This window comes from Mycobacterium kansasii ATCC 12478 (assembly GCF_000157895.3).
In the GTDB taxonomy this organism is placed as follows: domain Bacteria; phylum Actinomycetota; class Actinomycetes; order Mycobacteriales; family Mycobacteriaceae; genus Mycobacterium; species Mycobacterium kansasii.
This window is the reverse complement of sequence record NC_022663.1, coordinates 2,741,785-2,762,694: the sequence shown is the minus strand read 5'-3', so window position 1 is coordinate 2,762,694 and position 20,910 is coordinate 2,741,785. Positions and strand designations below refer to the sequence as shown.

21 protein-coding genes and 1 pseudogene are annotated in these 20,910 nt (G+C 67.6%); 17 read left to right on the top strand and 5 right to left on the bottom strand.

The annotated features are described in order from the left end of the window. Positions 1 to 155: 155 nt before the first annotated feature. Both MKAN_RS11920 and MKAN_RS11915 read left to right on the top strand, forming a co-directional pair. A complete protein-coding gene (locus MKAN_RS11920) occupies positions 156 to 455 on the top strand; it encodes a PE family protein (RefSeq protein ID WP_023368542.1) in 300 nt (99 codons plus the stop codon). Between the two features lie 13 nt (positions 456 to 468). Continuing rightward, entirely contained in the window at positions 469 to 1,707 is a 1,239-nt protein-coding gene (locus MKAN_RS11915; RefSeq protein WP_023368541.1) for a PPE family protein, read from the top strand. A 488-nt stretch (positions 1,708 to 2,195) separates the two neighbouring features. Here MKAN_RS11915 and MKAN_RS11910 read toward each other — a convergent pair whose 3' ends face one another. Further along, a complete protein-coding gene (locus tag MKAN_RS11910; protein WP_036445295.1) occupies positions 2,196 to 3,740 on the bottom strand; it encodes an adenylate/guanylate cyclase domain-containing protein in 1,545 nt (514 codons plus the stop codon). 569 nt (positions 3,741 to 4,309) lie between these two features. Then, complete coding sequence (locus MKAN_RS11905) at positions 4,310 to 4,660, bottom strand: hypothetical protein (protein WP_023368539.1); 351 nt, start codon at positions 4,658 to 4,660, stop codon at positions 4,310 to 4,312. Positions 4,661 to 4,859: 199 nt separating this feature from the next. Here MKAN_RS11905 and MKAN_RS30450 point away from each other — a divergent pair. The 4 genes and pseudogenes from MKAN_RS30450 to MKAN_RS11885 all read left to right on the top strand — a co-directional run. Then, positions 4,860 to 5,156: pseudogene (locus MKAN_RS30450) on the top strand (PE family protein); the annotation flags it as partial. Positions 5,157 to 5,761: 605 nt separating this feature from the next. Continuing rightward, positions 5,762 to 6,928: a PPE family protein gene (locus MKAN_RS32570; protein ID WP_023368537.1), complete on the top strand. Its 1,167-nt coding sequence runs from the start codon at positions 5,762 to 5,764 to the stop codon at positions 6,926 to 6,928. 74 nt (positions 6,929 to 7,002) lie between these two features. After that, the gene (locus tag MKAN_RS11890; protein WP_036394594.1) at positions 7,003 to 7,299 is read left to right on the top strand and encodes a WXG100 family type VII secretion target; all 297 of its coding nucleotides are present in this window, start codon (positions 7,003 to 7,005) and stop codon (positions 7,297 to 7,299) included. Between the two features lie 28 nt (positions 7,300 to 7,327). After that, the gene (locus MKAN_RS11885; protein ID WP_023368535.1) at positions 7,328 to 7,612 is read left to right on the top strand and encodes a WXG100 family type VII secretion target; all 285 of its coding nucleotides are present in this window, start codon (positions 7,328 to 7,330) and stop codon (positions 7,610 to 7,612) included. On the opposite strand, the gene MKAN_RS11880 is transcribed toward MKAN_RS11885, so the two are convergent. The 3 genes from MKAN_RS11880 to MKAN_RS11870 are packed head-to-tail and all read right to left on the bottom strand — an operon-like array spanning position 7,609 to position 10,780. Further along, the gene (locus MKAN_RS11880; protein WP_023368534.1) at positions 7,609 to 8,628 is read right to left on the bottom strand and encodes a zinc-binding dehydrogenase; all 1,020 of its coding nucleotides are present in this window, start codon (positions 8,626 to 8,628) and stop codon (positions 7,609 to 7,611) included. The genes MKAN_RS11885 and MKAN_RS11880 overlap by 4 nt on opposite strands. Further along, positions 8,628 to 9,818 carry an LLM class flavin-dependent oxidoreductase gene (locus MKAN_RS11875; RefSeq protein ID WP_023368533.1) on the bottom strand — a complete coding sequence of 397 codons (1,191 nt, stop codon included), beginning with the start codon at positions 9,816 to 9,818 and terminating at the stop codon, positions 8,628 to 8,630. Before MKAN_RS11875 ends, MKAN_RS11880 begins: the two co-directional genes overlap by 1 nt. Beyond that, positions 9,815 to 10,780 (bottom strand): alpha/beta fold hydrolase, encoded by a 966-nt coding sequence (locus MKAN_RS11870; RefSeq protein WP_023368532.1) that lies wholly within the window; start codon positions 10,778 to 10,780, stop codon positions 9,815 to 9,817. The genes MKAN_RS11875 and MKAN_RS11870 overlap by 4 nt, the downstream gene beginning before the upstream one ends. A gap of 185 nt (positions 10,781 to 10,965) precedes the next feature. Here MKAN_RS11870 and MKAN_RS11865 point away from each other — a divergent pair, with 185 nt between their 5' ends. The 11 genes from MKAN_RS11865 (at position 10,966) to panD (ending at position 20,908) form a co-directional block, all read left to right on the top strand. Further along, the gene (locus MKAN_RS11865) at positions 10,966 to 11,379 is read left to right on the top strand and encodes a VOC family protein (RefSeq protein WP_036394595.1); all 414 of its coding nucleotides are present in this window, start codon (positions 10,966 to 10,968) and stop codon (positions 11,377 to 11,379) included. A gap of 605 nt (positions 11,380 to 11,984) precedes the next feature. Next, a complete protein-coding gene (gene ftsH, locus MKAN_RS11860; RefSeq protein WP_023368530.1) occupies positions 11,985 to 14,225 on the top strand; it encodes an ATP-dependent zinc metalloprotease FtsH in 2,241 nt (746 codons plus the stop codon). 17 nt (positions 14,226 to 14,242) lie between these two features. Beyond that, positions 14,243 to 14,851: a GTP cyclohydrolase I FolE gene (gene folE, locus MKAN_RS11855; RefSeq protein ID WP_023368529.1), complete on the top strand. Its 609-nt coding sequence runs from the start codon at positions 14,243 to 14,245 to the stop codon at positions 14,849 to 14,851. Further along, positions 14,848 to 15,690 carry a dihydropteroate synthase gene (gene folP, locus MKAN_RS11850; protein ID WP_023368528.1) on the top strand — a complete coding sequence of 281 codons (843 nt, stop codon included), beginning with the start codon at positions 14,848 to 14,850 and terminating at the stop codon, positions 15,688 to 15,690. The genes folE and folP overlap by 4 nt, the downstream gene beginning before the upstream one ends. Continuing rightward, the gene (gene folB, locus MKAN_RS11845; protein ID WP_023368527.1) at positions 15,683 to 16,084 is read left to right on the top strand and encodes a dihydroneopterin aldolase; all 402 of its coding nucleotides are present in this window, start codon (positions 15,683 to 15,685) and stop codon (positions 16,082 to 16,084) included. Before folP ends, folB begins: the two co-directional genes overlap by 8 nt. Beyond that, the gene (folK, locus tag MKAN_RS11840; protein ID WP_023368526.1) at positions 16,081 to 16,608 is read left to right on the top strand and encodes a 2-amino-4-hydroxy-6-hydroxymethyldihydropteridine diphosphokinase; all 528 of its coding nucleotides are present in this window, start codon (positions 16,081 to 16,083) and stop codon (positions 16,606 to 16,608) included. Before folB ends, folK begins: the two co-directional genes overlap by 4 nt. Next, positions 16,608 to 17,084: a DUF3180 domain-containing protein gene (locus MKAN_RS11835; RefSeq protein ID WP_023368525.1), complete on the top strand. Its 477-nt coding sequence runs from the start codon at positions 16,608 to 16,610 to the stop codon at positions 17,082 to 17,084. The genes folK and MKAN_RS11835 overlap by 1 nt, the downstream gene beginning before the upstream one ends. Positions 17,085 to 17,194: 110 nt before the next feature. Further along, the gene (locus MKAN_RS11830) at positions 17,195 to 18,559 is read left to right on the top strand and encodes a DUF6779 domain-containing protein (RefSeq protein WP_023368524.1); all 1,365 of its coding nucleotides are present in this window, start codon (positions 17,195 to 17,197) and stop codon (positions 18,557 to 18,559) included. 83 nt (positions 18,560 to 18,642) lie between these two features. Beyond that, complete coding sequence (locus MKAN_RS11825; protein ID WP_023368523.1) at positions 18,643 to 19,554, top strand: Rossmann-like and DUF2520 domain-containing protein; 912 nt, start codon at positions 18,643 to 18,645, stop codon at positions 19,552 to 19,554. Further along, entirely contained in the window at positions 19,551 to 20,489 is a 939-nt protein-coding gene (gene panC / locus MKAN_RS11820) for a pantoate--beta-alanine ligase (RefSeq protein ID WP_023368522.1), read from the top strand. The genes MKAN_RS11825 and panC overlap by 4 nt, the downstream gene beginning before the upstream one ends. Further along, on the top strand, positions 20,489 to 20,908 hold the full coding sequence (panD, locus tag MKAN_RS11815; protein WP_023368521.1) for an aspartate 1-decarboxylase: 420 nt from the start codon (positions 20,489 to 20,491) through the stop codon (positions 20,906 to 20,908). The genes panC and panD overlap by 1 nt, the downstream gene beginning before the upstream one ends. The last annotated feature ends 2 nt before the right edge of the window (positions 20,909 to 20,910 follow it).

Genomic DNA, 20,910 nt, shown 5'->3' with positions numbered 1-20,910 from the left:
TGAATTGTTATCGACACAGCAGTGAACAGGCTGGGTGAAACCTGTGTTGTTCCTATCTGACTGGCCTACCGTGTCGTGCGATGTGCTTCAGCGATGAGCGGCGTCACCGTCCGTGAAAGTCGTTGACGCAAAGTGATATTGGGGAAGGGATATTCATGTCGATCATGCTCGCGCAGCCGGACATGCTGGCTGCAACCGCTACGGAACTGCAATCCATCAACTTTGCGGTCCGTGCCGGGAATGCCGCTGCGGCAGGCCCCACCACCGGGGTGCTTCCGGCGGCAGCCGATCTGGTGTCGCTGCTGACCGCCACGCAGTTTGCCACGCATGCACAGATGTATCAGCAGATCAGCGCCCAGGCCGTAGCCGTGCAGGAGCAGTTGGCGACCACCCTGGGCATCAGCGCCGGCTCGTATGCGGCTACCGAGGCCGCCAACGCAGCCACCATCGGCTAGGAGACCGACAGTCATGGACTTTGCACAGTTACCACCGGAGATCAACTCCGCGCTGATGTATTCCGGGCCCGGCTCGGGGCCGATGCTGGCTGCGGCGGCTGCGTGGGATGCCCTGGCTGCCGAACTGCAATCCACCGCGTCCTCTTACGATGCGCTTGTCACCGCGCTGACCGACGGGCCGTGGCAGGGGCCGTCGGCGGCGTCCATGGTGGCCGCCGCGATGCCGCAGGTGGCATGGCTGAGGAGCACCGCCGCCCAGGCCGAGCAGGCGGGTGGCCAGGCCGTGGCCGCCGCGACCGCCTACGAGGCGGCGTTCATGGCGACGGTGCCGCCGGCAGAGGTCGCGGCCAACCGGGCCCTGATGATGGCGTTGCTGGCCACCAACTTTCTCGGACAGAACACCGCGGCGATCGCGGCCACGGAGGCGCAATACGCCGAAATGTGGGCCCAGGACGCGGCCGCGATGTACGGCTATGCCGGCGCATCGGCGCAAGCCACGACGTTGACGCCGTTCAGCCCGGCGCTCCCCACCGTCAACTTGGCCGGGGTGGTCGCCCAGGCCAACGCGGTGGCGCAGGCGGTGAGCACCTCGGCGCCGGCGCAAGGGATGACCCAGATCACCAACTCGCTGTTGCAGATGGCCGGTCTGACGAACGAAGCGCCCTGGCTCAGCAATCCGTTGGCGGCACTCGGCCTGGTTGGGCACACCTGGAACTCCAACGGCGACGGGATCGTCGTGGCCGGTTTGTTCGGCGATGTGGTTGAGGGCTTGACCGGTTCGGCAACGGTGGACGGCAGCTTGCCCATGGACGTGTTCAATAGGTGGGTCTCTCCGGCTCGGCTCGTGGTCACCCAGATGAAGGACTACTTCGGCCTCGCGCACGACCTGCCGAAGTGGGCCAGTGAGGGCGCCGAATCCGCCGCCAAGGCGGCCAAGGGAGCAATCGAGGCATTGCCTGCCGCCCTGCCGAGTGCGGGGCTGGGCGGGATAGCGGGAGCCGTCGGCAAGGCGGCGTCGGTCGGCGGATTGTCGGTGCCCGCTTCCTGGGCCAACACGGTCGGGCCGGCCAACCCCATCGTGACGATCAGCAACCTCGGTGCCGCGGCGGCCGCGGAACCCGCCGCAAGCGCGTTCGGCGGCATGCCGGTGATGCCTGGTTCTGGCGTCGGCCGCGGCATGGCAGCCCACTTCGCTGCTCCCCGGTACGGATTCAAGCCGACCGTGGTGCCACAGCCGCCGGCCGGGGGATGACGGCTGGCCCCGGATAACAGAACCGGCGAAGGGCCCGGGCAGCGGATCGTCGGGCGTCCGATCGGAAGGCACTTCTTCCGGCTCACTGGGGTAGCTCACCCAGCTGCGGCGCGCCTGGTGCTCGGGCTGCCGTTGACCGGGAAAAGACGCGTCGCGCAAGCGATTTCGAAAGCGGCGGGCAGGTCCTTGCGCGGCGTCGTTGTTCGTTGTCGGGGCGTTGGTCCCGATTTGCTTGCGCGCCTTGAGATGCCGGCATGATTTCAGGTTTCCGGAAGTCGTGCAGATGGGCGGGCTTGTCGGCGTAGGTCAACATCTGACTCCAGCGATAACGCCGAATACGAGGCGGCGGATCTGGCGCGTTGTCATAGCTCGCGCCAAAGCGTATCGAGCAAATCTGTGAAGGTTCGGCACCGCCCTTTCCGGGAGCCGCCGGCGGTAGTTAGCAAACGGTAGTGGGCGAAACCGTATTGCGGCTCAACGCAACTCGGCTATCTTCGACCGGTGGCCGCGGAGAACCGGGCCATCCCGCGCAATATCCACGGTGTCCGCTTCGCCATCACCGCCACTGCGCGATCCGACCGGCGCATCGTGGAGCGAGGGCCGGGGGTGGGCATTGACACCAATTGCGCCTCGGCCGATCCGGCCCGCGCGCCGTGACGCTCGACCGCCAGGAGTTGCCAAGCGCCGGGAACGCCGCGCAGCTCCACGCTGCCACGGTCCTCGAAGCCGGTGCCGGAACCGACGACCAGGTCACGGACCGTGCAGGAGACCAGGATATCGCCCGCCTCTGCGTGCCCGAGGATCCGCGCCGCGATGTGTACCGCAATCCCCCCGATGTCGCAGTCCAGCAATTCGCACTCGCCGGTGTGGATGCCTATGCGGATCTCGATGCCCAGCGTCTCAGCGCCAGCGCGCAATGCTTCCGCGCAACGGATGGCCTGTGTCGGGCCGTCGAACGTGGTGAGATGCCCATCGCCGGTGCTCTTGACCACCGTGCCACCGAATCGCTCGGTGAGTTCGGCAGTGATCTCACCGAAGCGTTGGAGCACCGCCCGCCACCGCTCGTCGCCCATGGCCGCGGCATGTTCGGTCGAGGCGACGATGTCGGTGAACAGCACCGTTCGCAGGGCACGATGCGATTGCGCCGGTGCGGTATGGCTGCCGGTGAGCAGTTCCTCAATCTCGGTCGCGACCCTGTCCGGTTCGGTGAACCACGGCGCGTGGTCCGCGCCCTCGAGCTCGACCAGGCGCGCGCCGGGGATGTGATCGGCGAGGTACCGGCCCGACTGCACCGGCACTCCGGGGTCGTCGCGGGCATGGAGAACGAGTGTCGGCACGGTGATCGTCGGCAGGATCGGCCTGACATCGATCCGGAATCCCGCTTCGGCCGTCGCCCGCGCCATCGCCGGGCTGGCGCACATGCGCTCCAACGTTCCGAGCTGGCGCATGGACCGGATCGACGAAATGACGCACTTGAGTGCCGCCCCGCTGCCCCATGCCGACCGGATCGCGCGGCCGAATTCCTGGGACCGGGCGATCCATTCCAGCGACGGCACGTAGTCCTCACCCAGCTCGCGTACGACGCGCGCCCGCAGCTCCGCCGGGTCGCACTCGAGGTCATCCCAGCCCTGGGTGGCGCTGTATGACGTCGTACCGGTGAGGATCAACGCCCGCGTTCGTTCCGGTCGTGTCGCGGCGAACAGGATTGCGGCCGGGCCGCCCTCACTCACACCGATGAGGGCGGCCTTGCCGAAGCCGGCGGCATCCATGACGGCCTCAATCTCGGCTGCTCGTTCGTCGAGCGTGCGAACTCTTGGGACGGGATCCGACAGCCCCACCCCGGCCTTGTCGAACAACAGGATCCGGGCGAACGTGCCCAGCTTCTCCATCAGGGAACCGAATTCGGGCATCGTCCAATACAGCTCGACGTGGCTGGCGAACGACCCGGCCCAGACCAGCTCGACCGGCCCGTCGCCGAATACCTGATATGCCAGGCTGAGATCACCGCAGGATGCATACGACGTTTCCGCCACGGCGTCGAGCGTAATTGGCACGGGCGCTAGGCGTGGCGGATCCCGCTGCCCGATACTGCTTGCGGCCGGTTCTGACGACACGTGCGCGTGGATAGCTGAATTGAATCGACAGCAAGCTGCTGCCCGCCACAGTACGCTTGCATCAAATAGTGTTGTCGGCAAAGGCATTTCGGGGTTCACAACTGCGGCGAGTTCATGTGCTGCCGGGTCCTGCGAGAACGGACGGTGCGATCCAAGTCGGAGACGACGACAGCACGCCGGATCGTGCCGACGGTTAGGAGCGTAAGGCGTCAACCGGACTGTAAGCGGTTCGGAGTGGCGCGACCAACTCACGAAAGCCCGTGAGCGTCAATGACTCCGCAACCGTCCAGGTGACCGGGCCGAGCGGTCACGTCGGTGGTCGCTGGCCGCCGGGTCGATGACTATCGGACCTCGGCCGCGCGCGGCGTGCCCGCATGCGCAGGGCAGGTTGCGACCCGCATGCCAACGTCGCCAAGGCATCGGCGCGGTGCGGATCCAGCGTTCGATTGCAAGGAGAGCGGACTGCCCGGCCAGCCCGTCGAAAACTGTTAGGTGCGCGGCGGCTCTGCCGTCGGATTGGGTGCCAGCACTCGCTGTCGGGTCGTAACCCGGAACGGGTCCAGCGATTGCGACCCATCCAAGGCCTCTTGCACATCTTCGGGAGTGATGAGGCCCAGTTCCATTTGGAGCCACGTGGCGCTGAGGCCGAACGCATGCGCCGCGCGCCTGGCTTCCTCGGCGTCCGGGAAGTCCTCGGCGTTCGCGCGCCCACTCCCCCCATACCACCGGCCTTTGGTCACACCGCAGGCATCGCGCAACTGCTCGACGGTGATGTCACGGTTCAGCGTTGCTTCAAGCAGGCGCTTGAGCCCCCACCCGGCAGCGTTGGTCCTCGGCACGGGTCAAGAGTAGCCCGATGCCAATAGACGGTCAAAGCATCCTCGTCAGAGAGTCGTGAGTCAGATATGAGAACTCTAGATCCAGGACTAGACAAAGATTCATGATTTATGACACAGTATCCGCCACGGGGATGACCCAGCCAATATGGGTACTAGCTGTGCCGGACTTCGGCACCGCGGTAGGAGGAGGAGAAACCACATGTCTTTTGTGATCACGCTGCCGGAAATGCTGATGGCGGCGGTTGGGCGCCTGGAAGCGATCGGCTCGGCCGTCAGTACGGCCAACGTGACCGCGGCGCTTCCCATCGCCGGGGTGATCCCGGCGGCTGCCGACGAGGTGTCGATGGTGACGGCGGCGAGCTTCACCGCTTACGGCCAGTTGTACCAGGCGATCAGCGCTGAGGCCCACCTGATCCATGAGCAATTCGTCAAAGCCTTGGGACTGAGCGCCAATTCGTATGCAGCAACCGAGGCCGCCAATGCGACCCACGCCGGCGGCGGGTCAACGTCCGGTGTACCCATGCAACCGGTACCAGTCGGCCCCTCGCCTAGCAGTCCGGCGCCCGCCACCCCCGCGCCCAAGAGCCCGGCGCCCCGGATGGCGCCCACCCCGGCGCCCACCCGTCCGTCACCTACCAGTCCGGCGCCTCGCCAGCCACCCCCGAGCCCGATGCTTACTCGCCCGGCGCCCGACCGCCCGTCACCAACCAGCCCAGCGCCCCGCCCGGCGCCCGATCGAATGCCTGCCCGCCCGATGCCCGATCGGATGCCCACCCACTCGACGCCCGCCGAGCCTGCCAGCACAACGCCATATCGCGAGGGTTATGGCGGCTACGGCCACGGCGCTTACGGCGGCTACGGCCAGGGCGGCTACGGCGGCCACGGCCAGGGCGGCTACAGCCACGGCGCCTACGGCGGCCACGGTGGCTACGGCGGCTACAGCCACGGCGCCTACGGGGGCTACGGCGCTCACCATGCCACCCATGGCGGTTACGGCCATCACTCGGGGGCGTATGGCCGCGATAGCTACGCCGGGGCTCACTAGCGCGCCCGTCGTCACGACCACAACCAATTAGAACCAATCAAAAGGAGGGATTAGCAATGGACTTCGGTGCCTTACCCCCGGAAATCAACTCGGGGCTCATGTATGCAGGACCAGGGTCAGGGTCGATGCTGGCCGCCGCGGCGGCCTGGGATGGCCTGGCTGGCGAGTTGCGCTCCGCTGCGACGGGCTACGGCTCGGTGATTGCCGAACTTGCCGACGCGGGATGGCAGGGCCCTTCCTCGGCGGCCATGGCCGCCGCCGCCGCACCGTATGTGGGCTGGATGCACTCCACCGCCGCGCAGGCCGAGCAGGCGGGAATGCAGGCGACCGTGGCGGCGGCCGCGCACGAAGCGGCGTTTGCGGCCACGGTGCCACCGCCGGTGATTGCGGCCAACCGGGCGTTGCTGGCGTCGCTGGTCGCGACGAATTTCCTGGGAATCAATACCCCGGCGATCATGGCCACGGAGGCGCACTACGCCGAGATGTGGGCGCAGGACGCCGCCGCAATGTATGCCTACGCCGGCGCGGCAGCAGCGGCGACCATGCTGACCCCGATGTCCGTGGCGCCAGCCACGACCAACGTGGCCGGTGTGCTCAGCAGCGCGATCGCAGCCGGCGAGGTTGCCGTCAACAACCTGCAAGGCGCCGTCCAGGGCCTGGCCAGTCAAGCGGCCAACACGCTGGCGACGATTCCGTCGTCGCTGAGTAGCAGCTTCCAAACGGGAATCAGCCAACTTGTGGGCCTCTTGGGCGGCACCCTCGGCCAGGGCGCCGGGCAGGGTGCGGGCATGACCACACCCGGTCTGCAACAGCCGGCGGCACCCAGCCCGGCTCCGGCGATGCCGATGCACACGCCAACGCCGGTCCCTCGACCAGCGATGCCAATTCCCACCGTGCCGATGCGGGTGCCCGAGACGCCGGCGCTACCGCCGACGCGCGTGCCGGAAATGCTGACCCCGGGCCGGACCGCGGTGCCGTTGTCGGCGGGTATGGGTCAGGCCGGCTCGGTGGGCAGTTTGTCGGTGCCGCCGAGTTGGGCCGCGTCCGCCCCGGAAGCGGCGACGGCCCCGGCGGCTATGGCCACGCCGATCACCGGCGCAGGCGCGGCAGCGCCGATGACGGCCCGGGGCATCCCCGCGGAAACGGTGCGCTTCATGCAGCCACGAGAGTTCGGCGTCGCCATGCCGGCTCTGGCTGTGTTGCCGCGCAGCGTGGTCGGCTGAGGAGAGGGGGAGACGCTCTGGACTAACCGGTGATCCATTCCAGATTCGACGATTCTTCACAGGAGGCATTCATCATGACCACACGATTCATGACCGACCCGCACGCGATGCGGGATATGGCGGGCCGGTTCCAGGTGCACGCCCAGACCGTGGAAGACGAGGCCCGCCGGATGTGGGCGTCCTCGCAGAACATCTCGGGAGCGGGCTGGGCCGGCACGGCAGAGGCGAGTTCCTACGACACCATGGGCCAGATGCATCAGGCGTTCCGCAACATCGTCACGATGCTGCACGGGGTGCGCGACGGACTGGTTCGCGACGCCGGCAATTACGAGCAGCAAGAGCAAGCATCCCAGCAGATCCTCGGCAGTTGAGCCGATTCCACGACAGGAGAACACCGACATGACAATCAGCTACCAGTTCGGCGATGTCGACGCCCACGGCGCCACCATCCGCGCACAGGCCGCCTCGCTGGAAGCCGAGCACCAGGCCATCGTTCGCGACGTCCTTGCGGCCGGAGACTTTTGGGGCGGCGCCGGGTCGTCGGCCTGCCAGGAATTCATCACCCAATTGGGCCGCAACTTCCAGGTCATCTACGAGCAGGCCAATACTCACGGCGCCAATGTGCAAGCGGCCGGTGCCAATATGGCGCAGACCGACGGCGCGGTCGGTTCCAGCTGGGCCTAAGCCTCGGGCGTGACCAGAATCTTGCAGTGCCGTTCGGGGTCGGCGAGGTCGTCGAAGGCCGCGCCGACCCCGTCGAGGCCGACCTCCCCGGTGATCAGCGGGCTGACGTCGATATCGCCCTCGGCGATCGCACGCAGCGACTCGGCGAACTCGTCCGGGCCATAGGCGAGCACGAATTGGATATTGATCTCCTTGGCGATCGCGAAGAACGGATGCATGGTGTCGGCCTGCATGCACACTCCTGCGACGACCAGCCGTGTGCCCGGCCGGGCCCGCCGCAACGCGTCGTCGATGATCCCGGGGACGCCGATCGCCTCGAAAACCACTGCAGCCTTGACGGTGTCGAATGGCGAGCCCTGCGCCGGGTCCACCGTCCGATGCGCGCCCATCGTCGTGGCCAGTTCCCGTCGTTTCGACGAAAAATCCGATGCCACAATGGTTTCGACACCACGCAGGTGAAGTGCCGCGATAATCGACATGCCGATCGGACCGCAACCGAGCACGAGGGCCGTTTCGCCGGGCACAATGCCCGACTTGTTGACCGCGTGCAGCCCCACCGCCATGGGTTCGGCGAGGGCCGCATGTTTGGGGTTCAGGTCACGGGGAATGGGCAGCAGCAGCGGGGCCGAAAGTAGCATCCGTTCGGCATAGCCGCCGATTGTGTCGTTGCTGTAGATAATTGGCTCGAAACCCTTGGCCGACAGCAACACCGGAATCGACGTGACCAACGTTCCGGGCGGATGGGTTTCGGTATCGGGGCCCGCTTCGAGTATCTCGGCGCTGAATTCGTGGCCCATGAAGACGTCACTTTTCAGGTCGACATCACGCCGACCGGCACCACGTGTCATCTCATCGGTAAGCGCCAGCATCTCCTCGCCGTGCGCGGCGAAATGCAGGTCAGAACCGCAGATTCCGCATGCCAGCACCTTGACCAGCACCTGGCCCGGGCCGGGCGCCGGTTCGGGCACGTCGTCCCGGTATACCATTCGCCCATTGCGTAACACCGAGGCGCGCATCAGCTCTCACCATGCTGGTGCTCGGCCACGTGCTCGTTGATGGCCTTGACGACGGCTTGGCCCGCGCGGCCGATCAAGTCCTCACGTTTGCCCTTGGCCCACTCGTGCGAGGCGCGGGACGCTTCGAGCTGACCCTTGAAATACGGAATCACCTTGCGGGCGAACAGTTCGTAGGAGTGGAAGGTCGCCTTGGGTGCGGCCCAGTCGTGGCCGAGCAACAGCAGGGTTCCGAAGCCTCCCGACCGGTCCAGCAGGTCCTCGATATGGGCGATCGCGTCCTCAGGTGTGCCGATGCAGCAATTGCCCTTGGCTGCATACTCTTCGACGAACTCCCGGCTGGAAAGTGTTCCCTCCACGGTATTGGATAGCGGGACAAACCCCGCTGCGCCAAAATATTTCGAGAAATCAGGCAACCCGTAGACGCAGTCGTCGTAGGCCTGGTCCCGGGTGTCCGCCAAATGCATGATGGACAGCACCCGCCAGTCGCGGCGATCGGGCTCGTCCCGTCCGACTTTGGCGGCCTGCTCGCACACCACTCCCCAGGTGTTCTCCAGTGCCGCATACCCGCCGGGCACCGACATCGACAGCGACAGCAGCGACGTGCCCAGCGCTCCGGCCAGCCTTGGTCCGGACGGCGAAATCATTGCCGCCGTTGAGATCTCAGGGTACGGCCAGGTGTACGGCCGGATGTGCAGCTGCGCCTCACGCAGGGTGAACCAGTCGGAATGGCGGTCGATGCGCTCACTCGGCCCGGCGCGGAATAGCGCCAGAATCGCCTCCAGCGACTCCTGCATCATCCGGCGCTGATCGATCGGATCGATACCCATCATGTAGGCGTCCGACGGCAGCGCGCCGGGGCCCGTGCCGAACATGACCCGGCCCCGGGTCAGGTGATCGAGCAGTACCCAGCGGTCGGCCACCATCAACGGGTGGTGGTAGGGCAGCGAGACCACCCCGGTACCCAACCGGATGTGCTTGGTCCGTTCGGCCGCCGCCGCGATGAAGATCTCCGGGCAGGCGATCAGCTCGTAGCCACCGGAATGGTGTTCACCGAACCAGGCTTCGTCGTAACCCAGGCGGTCCAGCGCGACGACGCGCTCCATGTCGTATTCCAAAGCGACCGTTGGGGATTGGCCGGTCGGGTGAAACGGCGTGATGAAGACCCCGAAACGCAGCGGAACTCCCGTCACCAGTCCACCCCCTCGAGGAACTCGAGCAGTATCGCGTTCACCTCGTCGGGCCGCTGTTGCTGCAACCAGTGCCCGGCACCGTCGATCAGCACCTCGCGGTAGGGACCGGCGATCACCTCCGACGCGCGGTCGGTGCGGGTGAAGGACAGGACCGGGTCGGCCGTCCCGGCGACGAACAACGACGGCACCGCAATTTTGACGTCGGCGAGCTCGGCGGTGGTCTCCCAGTTGCGGTCGAAATTGCGATACCAGTTGAGCCCGCCGGTAAACCCGGTGCGAGTGAACTCGCTGATGTAGTGGTCCAGTTCGTCCTGGCTGATCCAGTCCGGCAGCCCATCCGGTTCCGGAAGGCGGTCGATGAAGCCCTCGGGTCCGGGCGCCAGCATGCGCAATGCCGCGCCCTGGTCGCCCGGTGGCCGTAAACCGCCGATCATCCGGCGGATCGTGCGGGCCGGATCCCCGTTGAGCTCCGCATCGGCTACACCCGGCTGCTGGAAGTAAAGGATGTAGAAGAAGTTCTCTCCGAACGTCTTGCGAAACGCCTCAGTGGGCGGCACCTGGGCGCGGGGCAACGGTGGAACGCTCAATGCGGCGACACCGGCGACCCGGTCGGGGTGCAGCAGCGGCGCATTCCACACCACGACCGCGCCCCAGTCGTGACCCACCCAGACAGCGCGTTCGGCGCCGACGTCGTCGAGCAGCCCCACCAGGTCGGCCGTCAACTGGTGAATGTCGTAGGCCTCGATCGCTTCGGGACGTGACGAGCCTCCGTACCCACGTTGATCCGGAGCGAGCACGTGGTAGCCGGCGTCGGCCAGGGCCGGGATCTGGTGGCGCCAGGAGTAGGCGAGTTCGGGAAATCCGTGGGCCAGAATGACCACGGGTGCGCCGCGGTCTCCGGCCTCGACCACCCGCAGCTGCACACCATTGGTGTCTACTAACCGTTCGGTTGATTGAGCCACCGTCTCACCAAATCACAACGGCACCGGGCCGGGAAGGGCCCATTCGGGTAAGGCTTCGCCGACTGTGAAGCTGGCGTGAAAATCCGGCCAGAATCTCGCAGCAGTTACACGTTGGGTGCACGAGTCGGCACGTCAGGCGAAATCGCAGACTGGAAATCGTGACCCGCGTCGCGCATCATCGGCTGATGCGGCTGGACCACGTAGTGCTGTGGACAAAAGACGTGCGGGCGGCGATGGATTTCTACACCACGGTGGTCGGGCTGATGCCGGTGCGGTTCGACGAGTTCGAGGCGGGAGAAGCGCCGTTTCCGAGTGTGCGGGTGTGCGAGGACGCCATCATCGACCTCATTGCCGTGGAAAATGCGGCCGGTACCGAGTCGATGACAAGGGTCGCCGGCAGCGCGGGATATCCGGTCAACCACGTCTGCATCGCAATGTCGAAGGCCGAGTACGACGCACTGGACCGACGTCTACAGGCAGCCGGCGTCGACACCGGCGCGCGGCTGAACCGAAGCTTCGGCGCCCGGGGCTGGGCGCCGCAGGGCTACTACTTCGCTGATCCGGACGGCAACGTGATCGAGGCGCGCTACTACGAGTAGCCGGTGCGGATCCGCGCGAGCAAGCGCGGTCTGGTGGCCGGAGTCAGGCAACTGGTCGCTGGCCCTGGCGCCGGTGTGACCAACATCTGGGCCGTGTTCGGGATCTCACCGGGAACGTCGGTCGTTGTCTGGGCGGTACCGTGGCGACCCGCTGCGCCCAGCTGCGCTGGGCTTGCGATCGCCACGGGAACGATGGTGGCGACCCGCTGCGCCCAGCTGCGCTGGGCTTGCGATCGCCACGGGAACGATGGTGGCGACCCGCTGCGCCCAGCTGCGCTGGGCTTGCGATCGCCACGGGAACGATGGTGGCGACCCGCTGCGCCCAGCTCGGAACCAACTGCGCTGGGCTTGCGATCGCCACGGGAACGATGGTGGCGACCCGCTGCGCCCAGCGTGGAACCAACCGAGCTGGGCTTGCGATCGCCACGGGAACGATGGTGGCGACCCGCTGCGCCCAGCTGCGCTGGGCTTGCGATCGCCACGGGAACGATGGTGGCGAGCCGCTGCGCCCAGCTGCGCTGGGCTTGCGATCGCCACGGGGCGGTAACCTTGACATTTCCAGCTGCGTGAATCCGGAAGGACCTGGCCGACACGGCCGATGATCGATGAACCGAAAAAACGTGATCCGCACCCTCACGGCGATCGCCGTCGTGGTGCTGCTGGGCTGGTCGTTCTTCTATTTCAGTGACGACACCCGCGGTTACAAGCCCGTCGACACCTCGGTGGCGGTGGCTCAGATCAACAGCGACAACGTCAAGAGCGCGCAGATCGATGACCGTGAGCAGCAGCTGCGGCTGACCCTGAAGAAGGGCAACAACGACACCGACGGATCCGACAAGGTCATCACCAAATACCCCACCGGCTACGCCGTCGACCTGTTCAACGCGCTGACCGCGAAGAACGCCAAGGTCAGCACCGTCGTCAACCAGGGCAGCATCCTGGGTGAGCTGCTGGTCTATGTACTTCCCCTGCTGCTGCTGGTGGGGCTGTTCGTGATGTTCTCCCGCATGCAGGGTGGCGCACGGATGGGCTTCGGGTTCGGCAAATCGCGGGCCAAGATGCTCAACAAGGACATGCCCAAGACGACGTTCGCCGACGTTGCCGGAGTCGACGAGGCCGTCGAGGAGCTCTACGAGATCAAGGATTTCCTGCAGAACCCCGGCCGCTACCAGGCGCTGGGCGCCAAGATCCCCAGGGGTGTGCTGCTGTACGGTCCGCCCGGAACGGGCAAGACGCTGCTGGCCCGCGCCGTCGCGGGTGAGGCTGGAGTGCCGTTCTTCACCATCTCCGGCTCGGACTTCGTCGAGATGTTCGTCGGTGTCGGCGCCTCGCGCGTCAGGGACCTGTTCGATCAGGCCAAACAGAACAACCCCTGCATCATCTTCGTCGACGAGATCGACGCGGTGGGCCGCCAGCGCGGCGCCGGCCTGGGCGGCGGCCACGACGAGCGCGAGCAGACGCTCAACCAGCTCCTGGTCGAGATGGACGGCTTCGACCCGCGTGCCGGCGTCATTCTGATCGCGGCCACCAACCGGCCCGACATCCTGGACCCGGCGCTGCTGCGGCCCGGCCGCTTCGACCGGCAGATCCCGGTGACCAACCCGGACCTGGCGGGTCGCCGTGCGGTGCTACAAGTGCATTCCAAGGGCAAGCCGATCGGCCCGGACGCCGACCTGGACGGGCTGGCCAAACGGACCGTCGGCATGACCGGCGCCGACCTGGCCAACGTCATCAACGAGGCGGCGCTGCTGACCGCCCGGGAGAACGGCACCGTCATCACCGGTCCCGCCTTGGAGGAGGCGGTGGACCGGGTGATCGGCGGCCCACGCCGCAAAGGGCGGATCATCAGCGAGCACGAGAAGAAGATCACCGCCTATCACGAGGGCGGACACACCCTGGCGGCCTGGGCGATGCCCGACATCGACCCGGTCTACAAGGTGACCATCCTGGCCCGCGGGCGCACCGGTGGTCACGCGGTCGCGGTGCCCGAGGAGGACAAGGGCCTTAGGACCCGCTCCGAGATGATCGCTCAGCTGGTGTTCGCGATGGGCGGTCGTGCTGCCGAGGAACTCGTATTCCGCGAGCCGACCACCGGCGCGGTGTCCGACATCGAGCAGGCGACCAAGGTGGCCCGCGCGATGGTCACCGAGTACGGCATGAGCGCGCGCCTCGGGGCGGTCAAGTACGGCACCGAGCACGGCGACCCGTTCCTGGGCCGCTCGATGGGCACCCAGTCCGACTACTCCCACGAGGTCGCCCGCGAAATCGACGAGGAAGTGCGCAAGCTCATCGAGGCGGCGCACACCGAGGCGTGGGAGATCCTCACCGAATACCGCGACGTGCTCGACACGCTGGCGGGTGAGCTGCTGGAAAAGGAAACCCTGCACCGGCCCGAGCTGGAGGCGATCTTCGCCAACGTCGAAAAGCGGCCCCGGCTCACCGTGTTCGACGACTTCGGCGGCCGGATTCCCTCGGACAAGCCGCCCATCAAGACACCCGGTGAGCTCGCCATGGAACGCGGCGAGCCATGGCCGCCGCCATTGAAAGAGCCGGCGTTCAAGGAAGCCATCGCGCGGGCTACCCGCGCAGCTGAAGCAGCACAGGCTGCCCAGTCAGGAGCCGGCGGCGCCAACGGTTTGGACCGGGACAGATCCGCCTACCAGCCCGACTACGGTGCACCGGCCGACTGGCACGCTCCAGGATGGCCGCCACCACCGTCGTCGCCCAGCCGGCCGCAGCCGGCGCCTGGTTATCGCCTGCCGGAAAAATCCGAACCGGACTCCGACGAGCCGTCCGACCAGCAGAATAAAGACGTCAGCCGGTCCAATCCGTCGGCGCACGGCTGACGAAACGGAGGATTCCCATGACGCAGCTGGATTCCCGCCCCACGTCCTCCCTCCCGCGGGCTTTCGACCAGCCGCGCGCCGAAGCCGCCGTTCGTGAATTGCTGTGCGCCATCGGCGAGGACCCGGACCGGGGCGGTTTACGGGACACTCCGGCACGCGTCGCCCGCGCCTACAAGGAGATCTTCGCCGGGCTCTACACCGATCCCGACGCGGTGCTCAACGCCATGTTCGACGAAGACCACGACGAGCTGGTACTGGTGAAGCAGATACCGATGTACTCCACGTGCGAACACCATCTGGTGTCGTTCCACGGTGTGGCCCACGTCGGCTATATCCCGGGCGAGGACGGCCGGGTGACCGGGCTGTCCAAGATCGCCCGGCTGGTAGACCTGTATGCCAAGCGGCCGCAGGTGCAGGAGCGGCTGACCAGCCAGATCGCCGACGCGCTGGTGAAGAAGCTGGAACCCAGGGGGGTCATCGTCGTCGTCGAGGCCGAGCATCTGTGCATGGCGATGCGCGGGGTCCGCAAGCCCGGTGCGATCACGACGACGTCAGCGGTACGCGGCCAGTTCAAGACCAATGCCGCTTCTCGAGCCGAAGCGCTCGATCTCATCCTTCGTAAGTGAGCCCGGCGCCTGTGCAGGTCATGGGTGTCGTCAACGTCACCGACGACTCGTTCTCGGACGGCGGGCGTTACCTCGATGCCGGCGGTGCCGTCGAGCACGGTCTGGCGCTGGTTGCGGACGGCGCACACATCGTCGACGTCGGTGGTGAGTCCACTCGGCCCGGCGCGGCCCGCGTCGACCCGGGTGTCGAGACGGCCCGCGTCGTACCGGTGGTCAAAGGACTTGTCGCACAAGGCGTTACGGTCAGTATCGACACCATGCATGCCGACGTCGCGCGCTCGGCGCTGGAAAACGGCGCGCAGCTGGTCAACGACGTGTCGGGCGGCCGGGCCGATCCGGCGATGGCGCCGTTGGTGGCCGAAGCCGGGGTGGTGTGGGTGCTGATGCACTGGCGGCCGGTGTCGGCGGCCAACCCGCACCAGGTGCCCCAATACGGCGACGTGGTGGCGCAAGTGCGCGCCGAGCTGCTGGCGGCCGTTGACGACGCGGTAGCCGCCGGCGTCGATCCGGCGAAACTGGTGATCGATCCGGGGCTTGGATTCGCCAAGACGGGACAACACAATTGGGCACTTCTTCATGCCCTGCCGGAGTTGGTCGCCACCGGTTTTCCCGTGTTGCTGGGTGCGTCGCGCAAGCGCTTTCTCGGTAGCCTGCTCGCCGGACCCGACGGCGCCACCCGCCCGCCTGCCGGGCGCGAGACGGCCACGGCGGTGATTTCGGCGCTGGCGGCCCTGCACGGGGCCTGGGGCGTGCGGGTACACGATGTGCGGGCAACGGTCGACGCCCTCAAGGTGGTCGAAGCATGGCAGCGAGTTGAAGGGACCGGGCGCGATGGCTGACCGAATTGAGCTGCGCGGCTTGATTGTCCACGGTCGACACGGCGTCTACGACCACGAGCGGGTGGCCGGGCAGCGCTTCATCGTCGACATCACCATGTGGATCGATCTGGTCGACGCCGCCCGCAGCGACGATTTGGCCGACACCTACGACTACATCGGGCTGGCGCAGCGGGCCAGCGAGATCGTCGGCGGGACACCGCGCAACCTGATCGAAACGGTCGGCGCCGAGATCGCCGACGAGGTGATGGAAGACCAGCGCGTGCACGCCGTCGAGGTGGTGGTGCACAAGCCGCAGGCCCCCATCCCGCTGCCGTTCGCCGACATAGCGGTGGTGACCCGGCGGTCGCGGCGTGGCGGCCGCGGTTCGGTGGTATCCGCGGGCGGGGCGGTATGACGCGGGTAGTGCTGTCGATCGGCTCGAACCTCGGTGACCGCCTCGCGCATCTTCGGTCGGTCGTCGACGGGCTCGGTGATGCGCTTGTCGCCGCGTCCCGGGTGTACGAGACCGACCCGTGGGGCGGCATCGAGCAGGATCCGTTTCTCAATGCGGTGCTGATTGCCGACGACCCGGATCGTGACTGCCACGCGTGGCTGTGCCGGGCTCACGAGTTCGAGCGGGCCGCGGGCCGGATGCGCGACGAGCGGTGGGGTCCGCGAACGCTGGACGTCGACCTGGTCACCTGCGCCGAGATCACCCCGTCCGGCCGGGTGGACGTGCTCTCCGACGACAGCGATCTGCGGCTGCCGCATCCGCTGGCACACCTGCGGCCCTTCGTGATGATCCCGTGGCTGGACGTCGATCCGGCGGCCGAAGTGCCGCTGCCGGACGGTCCGCGACCCGTCGCCGAGCTGCTGGCCGAGCTGGAGCCCGCCGATCGGGCGAGTGTCCGGTTGACGCCCCTGACCTTGGGTAACTGATGGGCCCCACCCGCAAACGCGATCTGATGGCCGCGGTGATCGCGGCTGCGGTGGTGGGTTATCCGCTGGTCATCGCGCTGTTCCGGTGGTTTCCGCAAATCACGGTGTGGACCGGGCTGTCGCTGCTCGGCGTCGCGATCGCCGAGGCGCTGTGGGCTCGCTACGTCCGCACCAAAATCGGTGACGGCGAGATCGGCGACGGGCCCGGCCGGCTGCACCCGCTCGCGGTGGCCCGCAGTCTGATGGTCGCCAAGGCGTCGGCGTGGGTCGGCGCCCTGGTGCTGGGCTGGTGGATCGGGGTGCTGGTGTACCTGTTGCCGCGGCGGTCATGGCAGCGGGTGGCCGTCGAGGACACCACCGGAACCGTCGTGGCGGCCGGCAGCGCACTGGCGTTGGTGGTTGCCGCGCTGTGGCTGCAACATTGCTGCAAGTCTCCGCCGGATCCCACCGAGGGCGGCGAGGGGGCCGAAACCTAACCGGTTGCTCGCCATCGCTCGCCGACGTTGCTGGCGGCCTCGTCGAATCGGCTGAAGAATCGCCGGACCGGCGCGACACGCGGACGGCGCCGCCCGGGTACAGTCAGGCCATGACCGTTCTGTCCCGCGGCGCCCGGGTCCGGCGCGGCGGCCGCAGGCCGGGTTGGGTGCTCTTGACGACGTTGCTGGTCCTCGCGATTGCGGCCAGTTCGGCACTGGTTTTCACCAACCGGGTGGAACTACTCAAGCTCGCGGTAATCCTGGCGCTGTGGGCTGCCGTCGCCGGTGCTTTCGTGTCGGTGCTGTACCGCCGCCAAGCCGATGCGGAGCAGGCACGGGCACGCGATCTGAAGCTGGTTTACGACTTGCAGTTGGATCGCGAAATCTCGGCTCGCCGCGAGTACGAGCTGACGGTGGAGTCGCACTTGCGGCGTGAGCTGGCCGCCGAACTGCGCGCTGCGGCCGCCGACGAGGTGGCCGCGCTACGAGCGGAACTGACCGCGTTGCGGACCAGTCTGGAGATCCTGTTCGACACGGACTTCGAACACCGTCCGGCGCTGGAGCCCATGGACAAGACGGGGGCAACAGAGGCGCGCCGTTCACGTGCGGTGGCCGATCGGGTCCAGAATGGGCGGGGCCCGTCTGCCGACTGGGTATCCATCGACCGGGTCGCGGTGGTTCGCCCGGGTGAAGCGGTCAACCGTGCCGAGGAAGCGATCATCGACGTGCCCGAGGTGGGAATGCCCCCATACGACGACCGGGATGTTTCGCCAGCGGGACCATTGCCGCCGTCCGCCGAGCCCGCCGGAACGAAACACTCCGCCGAGCGGGTCGGGCTGCCCTATGAAACCGCGCCGGCTCCGCCCGGTCCGCGGGATGAGCCTCGTCACCGGCCACCGCCGGCTCCGCCGCCACAGCCGGAGCCGTCATCGTGGGAACCTGTCGCCGCCGATGGACAGTGGTTACCGCCCGGGGCGCCCGGCAGCCACTGGGCGCCCGGGGAACCCGCCGCCGCGCCAACTGCCCAGCCGGCGGGCCGCCGACGGCGTTACCGGCATACCAGACCGGAAGAAGATCAGGGGGACATCAGCCTGGGCCACGTCGAGGTGCCCGGAGATTACGGTGGTCGCCGATCACGATCTCGCCATTCGACTGAGTACCGCGACCATGGTGTGGGGAGCCTGGGAGCCGCCTCGAGAGCGGACGGTCCAAGTCCGGTTGTTGCTCCGCCTCCCTCCGCCGTCCCACCTCCGCCTACACCGGTACCTGAGCGGCCCACTGCCCCGCCGCCGCCTCGCCTGGCCGCGCCGCCGCCTCCGGAACCGGCTGCCCGCCATCGCAGCCCGGAGCCGGAGCCCGCGGTGGGAGCACATGGCTCCGACGCGCAAACCGGTGGTCAGTCGGTCGCGGACCTGCTGGCCCGGCTGCAGGTCCAGCCGTCGGGCGGCGGGCGGCGTCGCCGCCGCAGCGGCTGATCGACTACAGTTCTAGTGACCGTCCGGTACCCGCTCAGTCAAGGGACTGGAACGAACGAAAGAAACTTGTGAGGTCGTCTGCGATGGTGCAGTTCGACGGATTGCGCCCGGCCAGGCTCAAAGTGGGGATCATCTCCGCCGGCCGGGTAGGCACCGCGTTAGGAGTGGCGCTGGAGCGCGCCGACCACGTCGTGGTGGCATGCAGCGCCGTCTCCCATGCGTCGCTGCAACGGGCCGGGCGCCGGCTGCCCGATACGCCGGTATTGCCACCGCCGGACGTCGCTGCCGCGGCCGAGCTGCTGCTGTTGACGGTGCCCGACAGCGAGCTGGCGGGTTTGGTGTCCGGCTTGGCGGCCACCTCGGCGATCCGGCCCGGGACACTTGTGGCGCACACCTCCGGCGCCAACGGGGTCGGGATCCTGGCACCGCTGACCCGGCAGGGCTGCATACCGCTGGCCATTCACCCGGCGATGACGTTCACCGGGTCCGACGAGGACATCAGCCGGCTGCCGGATACCTGCTTCGGGATCACTGCGGCCGACGGCGTCGGCTATGCGATTGCCCAATCGCTGGTGCTGGAAATGGGCGGGGAGCCGTTCAGTGTCCGCGAGGACGCCCGCATCCTCTACCATGCGGCGCTGGCCCACGCGAGCAACCACATCGTGACGGTCCTTGCCGACGCTCTCGAGGCGTTGCGTGCCGGGCTGCGCGGCGACGAACTGCTGGGCCAGCAGTGCGTCGACGACCAGCCCGGGGGAATCGCCGAACGCATCGTCGGACCGCTGGCCCGCGCGGCGCTGGAGAACACGCTGCAGCGTGGGCAGGCCGCGCTGACCGGGCCGATCGCGCGTGGTGATGCGGCCGCGGTCGCCGGGCATCTGGCAGCGCTGACCGGCGTCGACCCACAACTGGCCCACGCCTATCGGGTGAACGCGTTGCGGACCGCGCAGCGGGCGCATGCTCCCGAGGACGTCGTCGAGGTGTTGGCGCGATGAAAGTCAGCTTCAACCCCGGCGAACTCAACCGGTACTCGGCGCCGCGTGAGGTCAGCGACGTCTGCCGGGCGCTGCGGCACACCGGCCGGCGAGTGATGTTGGTGCCCACGATGGGCGCGCTGCACGACGGCCATCTTGCGCTGGTGCGGGCGGCCAAGAGGACGCCCGGATCGGTGGTGGTGGTGTCGATATTCGTCAACCCGCTGCAATTCGGCGCCGGCGAGGATCTCGACGCCTACCCCCGCACCCTCGAGGACGACATGGCGCAGCTGCGTGCCGAAGGGGTGGAGATCGTGTTCGCGCCGACGGCCGCGGCGATGTACCCCGACGGGATGCGCACCACCGTGCAACCCGGGCCGCTGGGCGCCGACCTGGAAGGGATCGCGCGGCCGGGCCATTTCGCCGGGGTGCTGACCGTGGTGCTCAAACTGCTGCAGATCGTCCGGCCCGACCGGGCCTATTTCGGCGAGAAGGACTACCAGCAGCTGGTGCTCATCCGGCAGCTGGTCGCGGACCTGAACGTCGACGTGCAGGTGGTCGGGGTGCCGACCGTGCGTGAGGCCGACGGGCTGGCGATGTCGTCGCGCAACCGCTACCTGGAACCTGCCCAGCGGGAAGCGGCTGTGGCGTTGTCGGCGGCGCTGACGGCCGGGGCACATGCGGCTGCATCGTCCGGCGCCGGTGCCCGTGCCGCGGTGGACGCGGCTCGCGCGGTGCTCGACGCCACGCCTGGGATCGCGGTCGACTATGTGGAGTTGCGTGACACCGGGCTCGGCCCGGCGCCCGTCAGCGGATCAGCCCGGCTGCTGGTCGCGGCGCGCGTCGGCGCCACCAGGCTGCTGGACAACGTGGAAATCCAGATCCGAAATTTCGCCGGCACCCTCGGGCCGGACGAGTCGCGGGCTGACTATGCCCAATCACCTTGGAGGAATTGATGTTACGGACAATGCTGAAGTCGAAGATCCACCGTGCGACGGTGACGCAGGCGGACTTGCATTACGTCGGGTCGGTGACCATCGACGCCGATTTGATGGAGGCCGCCGATTTGCTCGAGGGTGAACAGGTGACCATCGTCGACATCGACAACGGGGCCCGCCTCGTCACGTATGCGATCACCGGTGAGCGCGGCAGCGGCGTCATCGGGATCAACGGTGCGGCGGCTCACCTCGTGCACCCGGGCGACCTTGTGATCTTGATCGCCTACGGGACCATGTCGGATGCCGAGGCGCGTGCCTACAAACCGCGGATCGTGTTCGTCGACGCCCGGAACAAACAGATCGACCTGGGCAGCGATCCGGCCTATGTCCCCGACAACGCCGCCGAGCTGATGAACCCTCGGATGGGTGCACGGTAGCC

Coding starts and splice junctions, on each gene's coding strand:
- MKAN_RS11890 (WP_036394594.1), top strand. CDS start 7,003: ATGACCACACGATTCATGACCGACCCGCACGCGATGCGGGATATGGCG.
- MKAN_RS11830 (WP_023368524.1), top strand. CDS start 17,195: ATGACCGTTCTGTCCCGCGGCGCCCGGGTCCGGCGCGGCGGCCGCAGG.
- folK (WP_023368526.1), top strand. CDS start 16,081: ATGACGCGGGTAGTGCTGTCGATCGGCTCGAACCTCGGTGACCGCCTC.
- MKAN_RS11835 (WP_023368525.1), top strand. CDS start 16,608: ATGGGCCCCACCCGCAAACGCGATCTGATGGCCGCGGTGATCGCGGCT.
- MKAN_RS11825 (WP_023368523.1), top strand. CDS start 18,643: ATGGTGCAGTTCGACGGATTGCGCCCGGCCAGGCTCAAAGTGGGGATC.
- MKAN_RS11880 (WP_023368534.1), bottom strand. CDS start 8,628: ATGCGCGCCTCGGTGTTACGCAATGGGCGAATGGTATACCGGGACGAC.
- ftsH (WP_023368530.1), top strand. CDS start 11,985: ATGAACCGAAAAAACGTGATCCGCACCCTCACGGCGATCGCCGTCGTG.
- folE (WP_023368529.1), top strand. CDS start 14,243: ATGACGCAGCTGGATTCCCGCCCCACGTCCTCCCTCCCGCGGGCTTTC.
- MKAN_RS11915 (WP_023368541.1), top strand. CDS start 469: ATGGACTTTGCACAGTTACCACCGGAGATCAACTCCGCGCTGATGTAT.
- panC (WP_023368522.1), top strand. CDS start 19,551: ATGAAAGTCAGCTTCAACCCCGGCGAACTCAACCGGTACTCGGCGCCG.
- MKAN_RS32570 (WP_023368537.1), top strand. CDS start 5,762: ATGGACTTCGGTGCCTTACCCCCGGAAATCAACTCGGGGCTCATGTAT.
- MKAN_RS11920 (WP_023368542.1), top strand. CDS start 156: ATGTCGATCATGCTCGCGCAGCCGGACATGCTGGCTGCAACCGCTACG.
- MKAN_RS11865 (WP_036394595.1), top strand. CDS start 10,966: ATGCGGCTGGACCACGTAGTGCTGTGGACAAAAGACGTGCGGGCGGCG.
- panD (WP_023368521.1), top strand. CDS start 20,489: ATGTTACGGACAATGCTGAAGTCGAAGATCCACCGTGCGACGGTGACG.
- MKAN_RS11885 (WP_023368535.1), top strand. CDS start 7,328: ATGACAATCAGCTACCAGTTCGGCGATGTCGACGCCCACGGCGCCACC.
- folB (WP_023368527.1), top strand. CDS start 15,683: ATGGCTGACCGAATTGAGCTGCGCGGCTTGATTGTCCACGGTCGACAC.